Source organism: Anaerobium acetethylicum (assembly GCF_900096945.1).
Lineage (GTDB): Bacteria > Bacillota > Clostridia > Lachnospirales > Lachnospiraceae > Anaerobium > Anaerobium acetethylicum.
In genome coordinates this window covers 77,599-93,360 of the sequence record NZ_FMKA01000010.1, presented here as the reverse complement: position 1 = coordinate 93,360, position 15,762 = coordinate 77,599, and the positions used below count along the sequence as shown (strand labels likewise).

Genomic DNA, 15,762 nt, shown 5'->3' with positions numbered 1-15,762 from the left:
GCTATTCCTCCTCAAGCACTATCGTGATCACAATTTTGGTTCCAATGCCAGGCAGACTGTCAATCTCCATCCTGCTTCCCGGCCTGCAGATCATATCTATCCTCTGTTTGACGTTTATTACGCCAATTGACTTCCTTTGCTGCTCTGCATTTTCAAAAGGAGTGTTTCTTTCCATGCATGCCTTCAGTTTTTTAAGACGTTTTTCTTCTATTCCAGCTCCGTTATCCTCTATTTCTATCATAAGCCTGCCCTCACGTTTCAACGCCCTTACGGAAATGACCCATGGCGGCAGAGACTCCTTGAAGCCATGATTGAAGCTGTTCTCAACAAGAGGCTGAAGCATCAGCTTCGGAACGATAATGTCATCGATGCCCTCGTCACATTCAAGTATGCATTTGACGTCATCATCAAAGCGCATCTGCATGATGGCCATATAGTTTTTCAGGTTGGCCCATTCCATTTCAAAGGGAACCTCTTTGCTCCCCCATTTTATGCTGTACCGGAAAAGATCCCCCAGTGCAGCAAGGCTGTCGCTGATTGTAAAGTATCCGTCAATTTCACACTGCATCCTCATGTTTTCAAGGGTATTGTATAGGAAATGAGGATTGATCTGCGCCTGCAGCGCCTGCAGTTCTGCCTCTCTCTGGGCATGTTCCCTCTTGATAGCCGCATTGATCACGGACTCAAGCCTTGAGGTCATCCTGTTGAATGAACGGCTGATACGCGAAATTTCATCCTCATGCTCGTCTTCGATAACCACATCAAACTTTCCAGACTCGATTTCCGACATCTTCGAATCCAGCACAAGCAGTCTCTGCAGCATCCGCCTGATCAGCCAGTAGATGATGCCGACCACGATGCAGATTCCAGCCACCGCAACTCCGATCAGCCTGAAGAGCATATCTTCGGCAAAAACCATTACTTTATCTTCCGGCATTACGACCGCCCTGACCAGACCCGTTATGTCGCACCTGCTGTAGACCATCATGTACGGTTTACCGTCAATTGTAACGTTCCTGCTGCCTTCCCTGTCTTCGAATTCTATACCTTCAAATCCCGCATTCTCAAAATCCTTTGTATTATATAGCAGGCTGTTATCCTGGCCGAACAGGAGATAGGAAGAATCCCCGCTCATGCCCTCCAAAGTCCTTCCGCCTACCAGTTTCGTAATCTCAGTGTCCACCTCGACAACCCCGACTATTTCCTTTGTGCTTAGGTTATATACCTTCATGTAAGTAGGCAGCACAAGTATAGCTGACGTATCCAGATTATAGTCGCTGACATTGATGTTAGAGGTCTTGAATTCCGAATTTCTGACCGATCCATAGCTGACTTTCTCATCAGCCGATTCGATCTCATCATAATAGGGCTTCGCTTTCAGCTCGGCCAGATCGAACTGTCTTTCATAACTGTTTTTTATCTGATTGTTGGAGGAATATACGGCGATGTAATGAAACCTGTTGGGATAGAGGTATCTGATATTGAGAAGCTCCTCCTGCACGCTTGAGACATAGAAGTTCTGCTCGCTCTTGCTGAGCACATTCCTGTCATCCAGAAAATACGAGAATTCCTGCCGGTAATCCAGTTCACTAATGACTGCATCAATGGTATCCAGGTTCGTATCCATCATTGATTCCATCTTCCGCAGATCATCTTCCAGACCGCTGGCCGCATCACTGATCAGGGAATCCTGAAATGCTCTGAAGTAAATAAGGCAGACTACAAAAATCGGGATAATTAACACAATCGCTATTATCACGGTTATTTTTGTGACTAAATTCATTTTTTTTAGTTTTTTCAATATTTTTTCCATGTTTCCCACTATGTCCAATCGACTTTTCCCTCTATTATAGTACACATTGTACAAAACCACAATATTTTCAAACATTTTCGAACATAATTATAGGTATGAAAAATGGGCTGCAGCAAAACTAACAGATCAAGTTAGTTTTGCTGCAGCCCATTTATTTTTAATGACAACGGAATATTAACTGGCATTAACTCCATTATCATATGTTTTTAATCACTCCTTTCTGATACGTACCGCCATGTATTCATGTCCGGGAAGTTCAATTTTAAACCTTCCTTTGAATATTCCGGCGTTTTCAATCGTCATGTTCCATGTATCGATTATTTCCGCCTGGTACTCATGCACATCATCAAAGTAATATTCACGGAATGAAGGGCGGTTGAACCCGTAATAGTACAGATAATATCCTGACTCACCGGGAATCGTCCTCTCCACAGTGGATGCGACTTCATCCCATGACGCCTTCATTGGAACAAGACCCATTCCCGGCGTCTCCTTCATGATACGGAGCAGAAACCTGAATCGTTCCGGACTGTCTCCATGAAGCTGACCGCCGTGGGACCACCAGAGGATATCCTCCGGATGCATATAAGTTTCCCCGTGTCCGGCATAACCGCCTCGGCAGGTGGTTTCCCAAAACCTTCTTACCATTTCCTTCCCGCTTATGTTTCCCCAGCCATGCTGGATGTTTCCTTCATATGCAATTTCGTCTATGATAATCGGTTTTTTATAGCGAATTCTCCATTCGTCCACAAGTTCGCCCGTTTTGTAGATATCCTGCCGCTGGATGCTGCAGTGCGTGATCCATGGGCGTGAATAGTCGTAGAACGGTTTGCAGTTGTGTATGGATCGAAGATGGTTGTACGCATCTTTTTCACAGATGATAGATGCATACCTCTCCCAGTCCTCTGTTGTCTTTTTTGGAAAAAGATCGTATTCATTCGCCAGAGACCACCATACATTCCTGTATGCGCTCAGTCTGGCAATCACGTAATTCCAGTACAGGTCGTCGCATTCCGCATCCATCTCACTGAATCCCCATCGATCATACGGGTGCATTACGATGATGTCCGCCTCGATTCCAAGGTCCATCAGGTCTTTCACGCGTTCCTCGAACATCTGGAAATGTTTCGGATTGAACCTTTTGAAATCCCAGTCGTTTCCAGGCGCACTTCCCATATATTCAAGAAAATTTTCTTTCGTCAGTACCGAGCTGTCGCAGGGGTTTCCTTCGTATGGATAGCTGATCGGTTCATTCAGGTTGTAGTCATAGTGCTTCGGAAAAATACAGAAGCGCATTTTATTGAATGTGTTTTCCTCAAGCGTCTTTAAGGTCTGTTTCTGAAGTTGCTCCGACTGGAGGCTCCACACATAGCAGGTGGTTCCGATTGAATAGTACGGAGTGCCGTCTTCATATGCAAAATGATAGGTGTTTGCTACCCTGACTGGTCCGTGATTTTCTTCGGACGGCGCCACTGCCTCAAAACTGCCTCTATAGGGTTCTTCCGCAAAGCTGCCTGTTATTTCAAACTGGTACTCCTCCTCGAAGGAAGGCATGAACCTTACTTTGTATATGCCGTCCCCGTCGTAAAATCCATCCACTTTTTTCAGTTCGTTTTTACTTTTGAAAATCCCCTCAATCGTATAATCTATAAAAGGATTACCGGCTGAGTGCCCTTTCACGGACGCCTCAAACACATCCCACTTCTCTACCTGTTTATTATAAGTACATTCATTCATACTTCGCCCTTCCTGTCCATTTTATTAAGATTTTACCGCACCAGCCATACCTTCCACGAAATGGCGCTGGAATACAAGGTAAACAATCAGTACAGGTATCACTGATATCAGCACACCTGCACACAGATATCCATAATCAGTCCCGTGTTCGCCCACAAAAGTCATAAGGCCTACAGGCACTGTTTTTTTCGTATTATCGTTGATAATGACACTCGCCAATAAATATTCATTCCATGTTGCCAGAAAATCAGTAATCAGCAGGGTGGCCACTGCCGGCTTGGAAATCGGGAAGATAATATGCCAGAACAGCTGCCATTTGTTGCAGCCGTCAACCCATGCCGCTTCATCGATATCCTTCGGGATTCCTTTCATGAATCCCCTCAGGATCAGTATCGCATAAGAAATACCAAAACCTACATATACATAAAAAAGTCCAAAATATGTATTCAGTAATTTTAATTTGCTAAAAATAACATTGATTGGCACAAGCGCTGCCTGCATAGGAAGCATCATTCCGATCAGGAAAAAGATGAATATTCCCGTGCTGTACCTGATATTAAGCCTCGTCAGCGCAAAGGATGCCAGAGAACCAACAAAAATACCAAGTGGCACTTTCAGACAGGTGACAATCAGATCATTTCTCATATAATCAAACAGCCTTCCCTTTGTCAGAGCATTAATAAAATTGCTCCAGGCTATGCTTTCAGGAAACTGGAAAAGACTGATTCCGCTCATGAAATCCTGTCTGCTCTTCATCGCCGTCGCAACCAGTGTAAACATCGGGACAACCCATATCAGGGCTAATACCGCCAGGGCAAAATATAGCACCAGTTTCTTTATGATTTTTTTCTGTTTCCCTTCCATAATCATCATCCTTCCTTAATTTTCTTTCGCCGTAAATGATACATACGGCACAATAACCAGCATCATCATAAGAACCATTACGCATGCAACCGCTGTTCCAGTCCCCACATTGTTATACTGGAATGTCTGGGAATACATGTAAGTGGAGAGCATCTGCGTGGAATTGGCAGGTCCGCCTGCCGTTAGACCCTGTACGACATCGAATACTTTCATTGCCGATACGATCAGGGTAGCAATAACGATTATAAAGGTTTCCTTCATTAGAGGAACCGTTACGTATAAGAATTTTTTCACCGATCCCGCGCCATCAATGGTTGCTGCTTCCAGAACATCCACTGATACCGACTGGAGCCCTGCAAGAAAAAGAATCATGGGCTGCCCTACCGCCTGCCATAAAGATGCTGCAAAAATTGCAAACAGACTGACTTTCGGATCAGAAATCCAGCTCTGTGCATAATCGATTCCAATAGTTTTAAAAAACTGGTTGATAAAACCGACATTCGGGTTGTAAATCCATCTCCAGATGATTGCCACGGCTATCGGTGCGATAACGCAGGGAAAGTAGAAGAAGCCCCTGAAAAATGTCCTTCCCCTGAATTGATTATTCAGAAGCACCGCAAGTGCCAGCGAAACGGACATAGTCACAATAATCGTTAGTGCTATCCAGATCAGATTATTTTTTATGGCAATGGCAAAAATCTTATCATCCGTAAAAAGCTTCACGTAATTTCCCAATCCTGTAAACTGCATATCACCGATTCCATTCCATTTGAAAAGGCTGATATACAATGAATAAAATACAGGGGCAATGATGACCGAAAGATAAATGATGCCTGCCGGTATCAGAAAAGCATATGCACTGAACTCTATTTTTTTCTTTTTATTCATATCATCTGTCTCCCATTTTAAAATTAGCGGTCCGGTCTAACTTCATGACCGGACCGCTGTCAGGCAAAGTACTATTTACTAGTCCTGAATAGTTACCTATTTATTCAGATATGCTTCAATTGCATCCTGAATGCTCTGCGCAGCTTCTTCAGGCGTCATCTGTCCATTTGCCAGCGCATCCTGTGCACTGAAGAGGACATCGGCAACTTCCGTTGGCAGTGCCTGGTCAGTAATTGTGAAAGTTCCGTTTTCGTTGCTTGTTTCGAGCATCATCTCTACATTCGGCTGTCCTTCAGGCATCGCTGCGCCTGTCTTAGGAAGCGGAAGGTTGTAGTATTCGGCATACTGCGCAACATTTTCATCGCTGTAGTAGAAATCAAGGAACTTCATTCCTGCTGCCAGCTCTTCGTCGCTAAGATTCTTATTGAACTGTACCATTTCCGCAAATGCCGATAACCTGTCTGTGCCTCCCGAAGGGAAAGCAAATGTGCTGAACTGGCTGATGTCTGCCCCATCCTGGAGAATCTGTCCGTCATACCACTGTCCCTGGATGTCCATTGCTGCTGTTCCTGAGACGGTAGCCATTCTTGTATCATTAGGGTCTGCTGTTATGAAGCCTTCAGGGAAGTATCCTTTTTCGCAGAATTCCTGATATTTTTCAAATGCCTTTACTACAGCTTCATTTGTCCAGCTCTCCTCAAACGTGTTCAGTTTGTCATGAAGCTCTGCGCCTGCATAGTGTTCGATCAGAAGCTCCACAAAACGCATTACATGCCATCCGTTTAAGCCTGCTGTTGAAATAGGGGTAATCCCTTTTTCCTTTAAAACCACACATGCCGATTCAAATTCCTCGAATGTAGCTGGTACTGCGATTCCATTCTGTTCAAAAATATCCTGTCTGTAGTAGACATCAAGAACATTATAGCTTGTTGGATATCCTGCCAGCTGGTCGCTTAAGGTACAGAGGTTTAAGGCACCCGCGCTGAATTTATTGCTCCAGTCATTCTCTGCCGCATAATCCGTCAGATCATAGGTAAGTCCGTTTTCCGCATAGAATCCACCAAGGCTTCCACCCCAGTTAAACCACATGCTTGGCAATGTGTCTGATGAAGCGGCTACTTTGCATGCATCTTTCATACCGTCGGTATCGTAATAGGAAACTGTGATTTCTATATCCTCATTCTGTGAATTGAATTCCTCTACAATAGGTTCAACTGCATTCTGTCTTGTACTGAGTGTCCAAAAAGAAAGTTCCACCGCATTTCCGTTTCCATTGGCTGAATCCTCCGATCTGTCCTTTTCGGACGAGCCGCCGCATCCTGTTAATGCCGTTGCTGCCAGCATGGCTGTTGCTAAAACTAAAGCTACTAATTTCTTTGATTTCATCATACAAACCTCCCATTATTCTTTTAGATATACAACTTATTATAGACTGCGCGCACATTCTACTAACATCGTTTAAATCGTCGTTTAAATAATTTTAATTAATATTTAAACTTTTAAACTTGTTCTAAACATAATTTATCATATATTTATTTTTCTTTCAAGTATTTTATATATTTTAGTCACAATATACATTTTTTCTTGTGCTGGTTTGTGTCTTTTGCATAGCAAATGATTTAAATATGTTTAAATCATTTAAACACTTATATAAACAAAAAATTTATATGCGCATCCAGATGAGCATTTTTATCTTTTACTATGAGACAAAAAAACGGGTTATCGCACGCCCTTATCAAATTGCCGTGCGATAACCCGTTTCTTGTCATCATTTCAATATGTTTTTAACACTGTTTCCAATTACCAGTTCGTTGTTAATCAGTATATTGATGGATTCCTTTCGTTTTTTCCTGATCCTGTCCAGAAGCCTTCCCATCGCTATATTCGCTTTCTGCGCATGGAATGCCCGTATGCATGTGGGTTCAAAATCAAGCAGCGCCATTCCCGGAATTTCATCGAAACCGACTATTGAGATATCTTCCGGTATCCGATATTTGCGGTTTTCAAGTGCTTTTGAAACGCCAATCGTGACTTCAAAATTTTCCGCAAAAATTGCAGTAGGCATATGGACTTTCTTGTCGATATACTTAAGCATGCCCTCATAAGCGGCCTGCGTATCTCCTCCGATATCCACGATGCTTGTGTCCTGATCGAACTTCAGCCCCTTTTCCTCCATGAAACGGCGATACCCTTCTCTTCTTTCATACATGTTATAGAAATTGTTGGAATTCCTGAAGTACAGGATATCCCTGTGCCCGTTTTCGTACAGATATCCGAGTCCCAGCCGTACCCCCTGCTGGTTGTTGAGCACGATGCTGTCTGTCCTCAAATCATGAAAATCCTGATCGCTAACGATAAATGGCAGATGAAACTCATGAAAGCAGCGGTATTCCTCTTCGGTCATATAGGTTGCATTCATATATACGCCTGCCACATTTTCCTTTTCGCAATCCTTCAGCATCTTCGCCAGATTATCCTTATCCCGGTATACGCATACCATGTCCATCTTATATCCTGCGGTTCTGGCTCTTCTCGATGCTTCCTCATAGGAAGAATAGAGCCTTATGTTCTCTGATGCATCCCAAAAAGGCCGGTCCTCCATAAGAGTATACATGCGTATTGTCTTTTCCTTTTTATTCTTCCACTCTTCATCCGTATCCTGCGCCTCGTCTAGATATTGTAGTACCCTGGCACGAGTTTCCGCATTCACCCCCGGCCGGTTATTGATTGCCAGTGAAACCGTAGCTGTTGACAGGCCTAATTCACGAGCTATATCCTTTGCCTTTATCTTCATTTTCTTCCCGCCCTTATTTATCTAAATTTAAACTTTTTAAATATTTAAATTTATTTTATACGGTAATTCAAATGAAGTCAATAGGCAGCGGGTACCTAATGAAAAAGATACCCGCTGCCTTGCATGCTCATTCCCCAATCATAATCGAATGCACCTCTACCCCGTACCGGCGGACCAGATCCTGCTTTGCTTTCCTGTAGGCTTCCGGCTGCCCTTTTTTACGTGTCCTGTCTATATAGCGGCGGGCCAGCTCATCGGTTATGACATCCAGGAAAAGCTCCGCAAGCAGAAGCCTCGCCCCATCCCTGAACTGCCCGTGGGCGTCCACATACAGCCTGACTGTCGGTGCTTCGGTGTTGATCAGGATCAGGTGCTCTTCCGGGCTGTAGATGGCCCTGTCCATATCATTGTTCAGGCTTCTCAGTTCATAGCCTTTGAATATATTCACATACTTGTGCTCATCCCAGACTGCACGATGCTTTTCTGCGGGATGTCCGTATGCCTTTTCCGGAGCGGTATCTGAAATCACGAACTCGCCTGAGGCTTCATAATCTCCGGAAGTTACGGTTATCATTCCGGCCTCCCCGGTTTCGCTTCCCGTCACCGTGAAGACAAGCCTGCCGTCTTCCGGAAGCTCCGAAACCGGGATGCTTTCAGGATGGGGCTCCACTGTCATGGTGTCATTCACATCATATTTAAAGGTAAGCACCCCGTCATCCGGCAGCTGGTTCCGATCAGCGGTCATCGTGATATGGAACGGCTGCCCGGCTTTCCTGTAATAGAAATGAGTGATGAACCGCAGTGCCGCAGCTGGTCCCTCCGCCTGCCCGTCCGCACTGGATTCCAGCGGCAGGATGATGCCGAGATCCTCCACCGCAATCCTGTTCATCTTCTGCAGAACGCTTTCAATCATGGTCTTTGTCTTCTGGGAGGTCTTAGCGCTGTCGAAATGGCTGAGCCTCAGCTGCTCACTTTTTACAGGATCTGTCAGCATCCTGCTGACCGCCTCTGCAAAAGCAAGGACAAAGGGCTCTTTCATGTTCAGCCCTTCCCTTTCGTCACTGATTACCGGATATCCTTTTGCCAGCATCTGGGCAAGCCCGTCGCAGTTGACCATTCCGAACAGATACTCCGTTCCGAGCTGGTTTTCAAACTTGAAAAACTGGCAGTCCAGGACTGCCGTTCCCGAAATCACGAGAAGCCCGTTGGTCCTCTCGTCCCCTTTTAAAACCAGTTCCGTATCCCTTGCCCTTTTCAGGGTCAGATCAAATGGATAGTAGACACCCTGGAAGCTGAATCCTCCCGGTTCTTCAGGGCCCACCAGTGTCTCCGACTGCGGTTCCTCATAGCGGATAGGGACTGCAGTCCGGGCTTTCTTCGGCTGGTTGAGATTGACCATCCGGATGTCCCTCCGTCTCAGGATATCACGGAGATATATGTTGTTCCTGACCGCCGTTTCCAGGGAACTGTAAAGCGGAATGCTGGTCTGCGGATTGTCTACTATGATGGTGACCTGAGTTCCATTTTTTCCTGCAGGAACCTGCATCCGGACATAATCCCTGTCCACTGCCTCCCTGCTGCGATCCCAGTCATCATAGAGATACTCGCCCGTCAGGGCGCGGTAAAGATCCACCCTGCTGTACATTCCCGATTCCAGGGATTCGATCCAGCCATAACCGAGACCATAGATGGCCTGCTTCAGCCCACGGCCGAAATAGCCTCTCCCAGCAGCCTCCCCCTGTGCAAGGCTGCTATATGCACCTCCATACGTCAGGACGAAATGAACCCGTTCGAAGGACATTCCTTCCGCTTCGTCCGCAACAGACAGGACAGCTCCATTTTTATGCCGTTCAAAGCTGATCGTGATTTTTCCGCTGCAGGGTATTCCCCTTCTTTCCAGGCGCGAATAGCTGTCGTCGCAGTTTGTAATAAGCTCCACCAGCGCCTTTTCTACTGATGCAAAACGTCTTGAATCAATGCCTATTACTCTCTGATCCACAGGCAGTACTGATACTCCCATACACTCATCCCCCTTATTTATAAGGTCCGTCTTGTGAAGGTTGCCAAGCCATACTCTTTAGTTTCAGTATATAGAATCTGCGCCCCGCAGGCAAGCAGTAAATCCCAATGATAACAGCTTCAACTTACTGAATTACTACCCCCAATAATTTTGCCAGTTCAGCTGCCTGATATAAATCAACAATTGCACCTTTTAGTTCAACACCTTCCATAGATACCACAAGCCCGGTTATGTTGCTTTTCGTAAAATTGATTCCTTTTAACGGAGTTCTGAAAAAACTGGCATTTAAAAATTCGGTATTATTACAATATAAATTTTTAATCTTACATTCGGTCAGATATGCGCTCTCAAAAGAACTATCTTTCAATTCCACAGCATCCATCTTCATTTTATTGAAATTCGAATATTTGAAATTGCTTTCAGTAATGCTGACATCCTTCATACATGCTTCTGTAAATGTTGCTCCAAGGGCCTTATTCATTGAAAACTCACACCTGTTGAAATATCCATAATTCATATTGCTGTTAGAAAAATCACAGTTTGCAAAAACCACATCTGAAAAATAAGCTTTTTCAAAACTGCATTCACTGAATCTGCACCTTTCAAAAAGAACGTTTTCAAATCTTGCTCCACAAAAATCTTCTCCAATGAATTCCGCGCCATTTATATGTACCTGCTCCAGATCGATTTCATTATCTCTTTCCTCTCTAAGTAATTTAATGAAATCAACAGCTTTCATTAAATCAGGATTCAATTTTGGTTTTTGTATTTTCATATCCACATCTCCATTCAGGTATAAATCTATATGTCATCGAAACAACAATTGTCAATACTATTGTAGTTCCAAAAGACAACTTAGTAAAGGGCGGAACTGCACTCTGCAGTTCCGCCCTCGTAAAATCCCGGCATCCTTATGCCTTTATTGAAAGAATAATAACTGTATAAATAGCAACAATAGCCGTCAGGGCAGCTGCCAATACGAATGCTATCCTGATCACTTTGTTTTCTTCGCCCAGCTTGTCAATTGAAGCCGCGGCATTCTGAAGCTTTGCAGGCGAAATCACGCTTGCAAGCCCACTTCCGAAAGCCAGTGATGCAGTTATGATAATCAGCCCCGTTTTATCATGTCCCAGGGTGCTCGCCGTTTTCATTGCGTAATTTGCGAACATGGCAATGGCTGAAGCCTCACTTCCTGTGAGGAAACCGCCGAACAGTCCTATGAACGCAACTGCTCCGCCGTAAATACCGCTGAAGATCTGTGCGGAAGCATCTGCCAGCACCCTTACCATATTCATTCCCTCTGCAGTGGTCTTTGTCACCATGTCAAAACCTGAGGTATTCATGACCTCTCCGATTGCAAAGAAGATTGCCGCAGAGAATAAAGGCCTCGGTGCTCTCTTACGCCAGGTCTGCATCGTATCTTTGAGCTGCTTTTTGGTCGGTCGTACAAACAGCATCGAAAGGATTACACTGACAAAAATCCATGTATAGGCATTCCAGAGGGCCCTGGTATTGATTGGCGAGCCGTCCGCACACAGTCCTTCAATCGGAAGGACCATAGTCCTGTACAGATAATTGAAGACGCCTTTTGGAAGGTTGAGAGCCAGGACAAGCACAATCAGCAGGATCCATGGCATGCATGCTTTCCAAAGCGGAAAGCTTTTTTCATATTCGATTTCTTCCTTCGTGAGGCCGCTCCTGTCGATTACCTTTTTGCCCGTGAGCTTCAGGTAAAGCACCATGACAATAATAACCGCAAGCCCGCACATAAGGCCTGTCAGGGCAACAAGGTTGTCTACCCTGTTTGTGAAATAGGAAACAACTGCAATCACGCCTCCTGTAATGACACATGGAATCCAGCCCTCGCGGATTGCTTTCCACTTTCCGACTATCCACAGCATACAGAACCCGATCAGGGTGGAAACCAGCGGCAGGAAGTAGTAGAAAATCATACCCGCATCCGAAAGGGTTATCTCATTTCCTGCACCCAGGTATTTGTTGGCCATATCAACAAATACAACGATTGGAGCCCCAAGCAGCGCATAGGTGCACAGCGCATCATATCCGATAGCCGGGAGGGCGATCGCCACATAGCTTGAATACCCAAGGGCAATGAGAATCGGAGGAAGAAGCGACACCGGCGTCGCACCGACAGAAACCATCAGCGTTCCAAACCCTATGTTGACCATCATAATCTGAACAGCACGGTTCTCATTGGAAATCGTTTTGATGAAAATGATAATTCTCTTAAGTGACCCGTTCTTCTCCATATATGCCATCTGAAGCAGTGAGGTCGCCACGATGAGGGAGACTGGAAATGACTTAATCAGGCCCGCTACCGTCGATCTAAGAACCACCTCCGGCGCCGTTTTGAAAAACAGAATTGCAATGATAGAAATCAGCAGCCATCCGGCTGTTCCGCTTATATCGGCAGGCTTCTTCCAAATGATAAGCATGCACAGAATAAGTATGATTGGTAATAAAGTGAGAATTAGAGATTGTACCGTCCACATTTTTTGCTTTACCTCCGTAAGTTTGAACATATTGTATGATATATGGAATACATCTGTTGTTCATTTGGTTCTGAACAATTATGTTCATTTTACATGGTATTTTCAAAAAAATAAAGGTGTTTAGGCAAAATAATCCAAAAAAACTTAAATACTTTAAAGTGCTAGATGCTTTAAAGTATTAAACACTTTAAATCAGTAAAGTTTTTTTTTGCATTCTGATTTTTTAAACTTCCATCTTAACTATTCAGGACTACGTCCTATGTGGTTCTGAGTAATACCTTCCATCTCAATAGAACAACGCAATCTCACCGTACATTCCCGTACTTTCCATAATCTCATGGCTTAACCGGATAAACGGTTCCGGATATTTCATCTGCTCCCTGTCGGCCGTCGTGGTTACAACTACACGGAGCCTGTTTGCTCCCTTTTTCATATAGCTGCCGACCTCAAATATATAAGGCGGATTCAGTAAAGTTCCAACTTTCCTGTCGTTTACCCATAATTCCATCACTTCGAATACATTGGTAAATGCAAGGTACATACGGCTGCTGACTTCCTTTATTTCAATTTCCTTTTCATAGCAGATATGACCGGAAAAATCAGGTTCCTCCTGCGAAACCGGCCTTAGCTTCTCCATATGCCTGCTGGATCCGAATTTCGGATACTCCTTTGCAGATGCCAAGGCATAATCCCAGCCATCCGACAGATCCAGTTTATTGGGTGCCAGATCAAGCTTTTCGGTGAGGCATTTATATTGTTCCAGCTCCTCATCCTGGCAGTCTATGATGATGCAGGATTCGTATGGCCTGAGCTCCAGACGGACCAGTTTCTTCCCATCTTCTTCCCTTATATCCATCTTAAAGAACTCATTCTTCATACAGTCGTAATATACGGCACCCTTTTTAAGCGGAAGTGCGATCTCGCCACAATATGTCCCGCATGCGGATTCGTTGTTCAGCATATAATAATCCTGTTCCTTGCGGTAATGATAAAAGACAAGTTCGGAGAACGCTTCGGTCAGCTCTATTTCTGCCATTCCCGACTCTCTTAATGCTGCTGCCAGCTCCTCAAGCCTGATTACGCCGCATCCCTTCAAAGCCTCCTGCAGTTCGTCCTCCGTCACATCCCCACCGGTCACCATGGCGGGCAGGCTGTCGATAAACAGCACGCTGGTCTGCGGATTCTCCCTGATGAACCGGTATGCGCCATAGGGCAGATTCTCAAGGGCTGGAATGACAAGGCAACGGAATTCCTGGCCGTTCAGGCTGAATCCCTCTGTTCCTGTTTTTCCACAATACTCCTCAGGGGTATCCAGCATATCTGCTGACACAAAATCAAATTCAATCTGATTCTCCAGCAGCTTCCTTGCCGGTTTCTGAATAAGCATGCATGTCCCGCTCCATTCAGCATCTGCATGGTAAAGCACCGCAACCGGCGCGATATGCTTTCCTCCGCTGAGCATCCCGCACATACGGTTGGCGTATTTCATCAATTCCGCAAAGTGACGGAACTGGGGATTGTTTCCCCGTGCATAAAAATGGGGTGGACAGTCCATATCCGGATAATCCGACATGGAAAATGCATGGGGCACCAGCACATTGATTCCTCTTGCCAACAGATGATTCAGGATCCATTTCATATCCCGCACCCCGGTTTTCCAGCCGGAAGCCCCGAAAAGTTCGCACATGGTGCGGCCGCCTTTGCCGGGATCCAGATGACCGCAGGAAGCACCTAATTTTCCGAGGGCATAATGGAAAAACTCGCCGTCCCTGTCAAAGATTCCGGTCCTCCGATACCCGGCGCCGCCGAAATACACCTGGTCGCCGATCACGTCTATCCCCGCCATGTGCTGACCCTTCATGGCCCTGAAATAGTGGGCCGTTCCATTCCCAAGCCTTCCGTGCAGATTGTCATCCTCCACGACGTGTCCAATATATTCCACGCCATGATTTGTGCACCATTCTCCCAGCCGAATGCTGAAATTCTCCGCATACAGCTTGCTGACGGCATCCATAAAATGATGTCTTGCCTGGGTGCACTCCTGCTTCTGAACGGACTCCGTCCATAAGAGCGGAAGCATGCGGTACCAGGTACCACCATACTGTTCTTCCATTTTTTCTTTCAGCTGTCTGCTCCACGGAAGCGGCATTTTGCTGTTCCCGATCTGGACATCTGATCGAAAACCGCCGATATTCCCGATTTCAGGTTCATCCGAGAAGAATCCCGCAATGGTATTCCCGAATTCCTCCTTGAAATTGGCAAAATGGGGCTCGTACACCGCTTCGATCAGGGTGCTGACGGAATCCCGGTCCATCATATTGATGTAGTCCGCATTTCCCCCGTCGGTACGTGTTTCATAGATTACATAGACACGGTAATTGTCCTGCGGAAAGGTCCAGGTGACGCAGCCGTCCTTCACCTCACCAGTCAGGTCGATCGCCCCGGATTCCTCCAGCTTCAGTTCTTCTCTTACCGGATAGGCAACGACTGCCACCAGCTGATTCCTGCCCTGCTCCTCCAGATCCCTTGGCTTATCCAGCTCCAGGAAGCTGACCAGGGGCTTCAGCATCTTCGCAACCGGGATGGTGATTTCGCCTTTTGGTCCCCATACGTTGACCGTGTTATAGTTCAGATACTGCTTCCTTCTTTCGGGATATTTTTCCTTGATCAGGCCGTTGGCATATCCGGTAGGGAAATGGGCATCATCCAGAATCCAAACCTTCATATCCCGCTTTTTCGCTTCCCGGATAATCATCCTTAAATCAGACCACCATTTATCTCCCATGAAATCCGGATGGGGTCTGGACTCCAGGCAGAATGCCCGAATGCCACACTCCCCGATTTTCTGGATCTCCTCAATTATGACGTCCTCCTCTTCCCCCCTCATCCAGAGGAAGGGAAGGATGTAGTTGTTTTTATGATTTTCGCTTTGTTTCATTAATTCTGCCAATTCCTTATTCATGCCTTATTCTCCTTGTATGTATATTTTTTATCAATAATAGAAGAAAGTGGCTTCGCCACATCAACTACCATATTCCTCACTCTTGAGGGCGCAGACACTTTGTAGTGCAAAGCGTTTTTATATCACAGGACGAACTTTCTTGTAATATAAAGCAAGAGCATTCCGGTTATG

Annotated in this window: 10 protein-coding genes; all 10 read right to left on the bottom strand. The window is 45.4% G+C overall.

Annotated features, from left to right (window positions below; genetic code table 11):
* Position 1: 1 nt before the first annotated feature.
* Positions 2 to 1,783 carry a sensor histidine kinase gene (locus tag BJR36_RS09885; protein ID WP_169823655.1) on the bottom strand — a complete coding sequence of 594 codons (1,782 nt, stop codon included), beginning with the start codon at positions 1,781 to 1,783 and terminating at the stop codon, positions 2 to 4.
* Between the two features lie 240 nt (positions 1,784 to 2,023).
* The gene (locus BJR36_RS09880) at positions 2,024 to 3,550 is read right to left on the bottom strand and encodes a DUF5605 domain-containing protein (protein WP_091233507.1); all 1,527 of its coding nucleotides are present in this window, start codon (positions 3,548 to 3,550) and stop codon (positions 2,024 to 2,026) included.
* 24 nt (positions 3,551 to 3,574) lie between these two features.
* Positions 3,575 to 4,414, bottom strand: a complete 840-nt coding sequence (locus BJR36_RS09875; RefSeq protein WP_091233589.1) for a carbohydrate ABC transporter permease — start codon at positions 4,412 to 4,414, stop codon at positions 3,575 to 3,577.
* A gap of 15 nt (positions 4,415 to 4,429) precedes the next feature.
* Positions 4,430 to 5,302, bottom strand: a complete 873-nt coding sequence (locus BJR36_RS09870; RefSeq protein WP_091233504.1) for a carbohydrate ABC transporter permease — start codon at positions 5,300 to 5,302, stop codon at positions 4,430 to 4,432.
* 96 nt (positions 5,303 to 5,398) lie between these two features.
* Complete coding sequence (locus tag BJR36_RS09865; protein ID WP_242875519.1) at positions 5,399 to 6,691, bottom strand: ABC transporter substrate-binding protein; 1,293 nt, start codon at positions 6,689 to 6,691, stop codon at positions 5,399 to 5,401.
* 379 nt (positions 6,692 to 7,070) lie between these two features.
* Entirely contained in the window at positions 7,071 to 8,096 is a 1,026-nt protein-coding gene (locus BJR36_RS09860) for a LacI family DNA-binding transcriptional regulator (RefSeq protein ID WP_091233497.1), read from the bottom strand.
* 127 nt (positions 8,097 to 8,223) lie between these two features.
* A complete protein-coding gene (locus BJR36_RS09855) occupies positions 8,224 to 10,116 on the bottom strand; it encodes an ATP-binding protein (RefSeq protein ID WP_091233494.1) in 1,893 nt (630 codons plus the stop codon).
* Between the two features lie 124 nt (positions 10,117 to 10,240).
* Entirely contained in the window at positions 10,241 to 10,891 is a 651-nt protein-coding gene (locus BJR36_RS09850) for a pentapeptide repeat-containing protein (protein ID WP_091233490.1), read from the bottom strand.
* 136 nt (positions 10,892 to 11,027) lie between these two features.
* On the bottom strand, positions 11,028 to 12,629 hold the full coding sequence (locus BJR36_RS09845; RefSeq protein ID WP_091233487.1) for an L-lactate permease: 1,602 nt from the start codon (positions 12,627 to 12,629) through the stop codon (positions 11,028 to 11,030).
* Positions 12,630 to 12,915: 286 nt separating this feature from the next.
* Positions 12,916 to 15,591 carry a sugar-binding domain-containing protein gene (locus tag BJR36_RS09840; protein WP_091233485.1) on the bottom strand — a complete coding sequence of 892 codons (2,676 nt, stop codon included), beginning with the start codon at positions 15,589 to 15,591 and terminating at the stop codon, positions 12,916 to 12,918.
* Positions 15,592 to 15,762 lie beyond the last annotated feature (171 nt).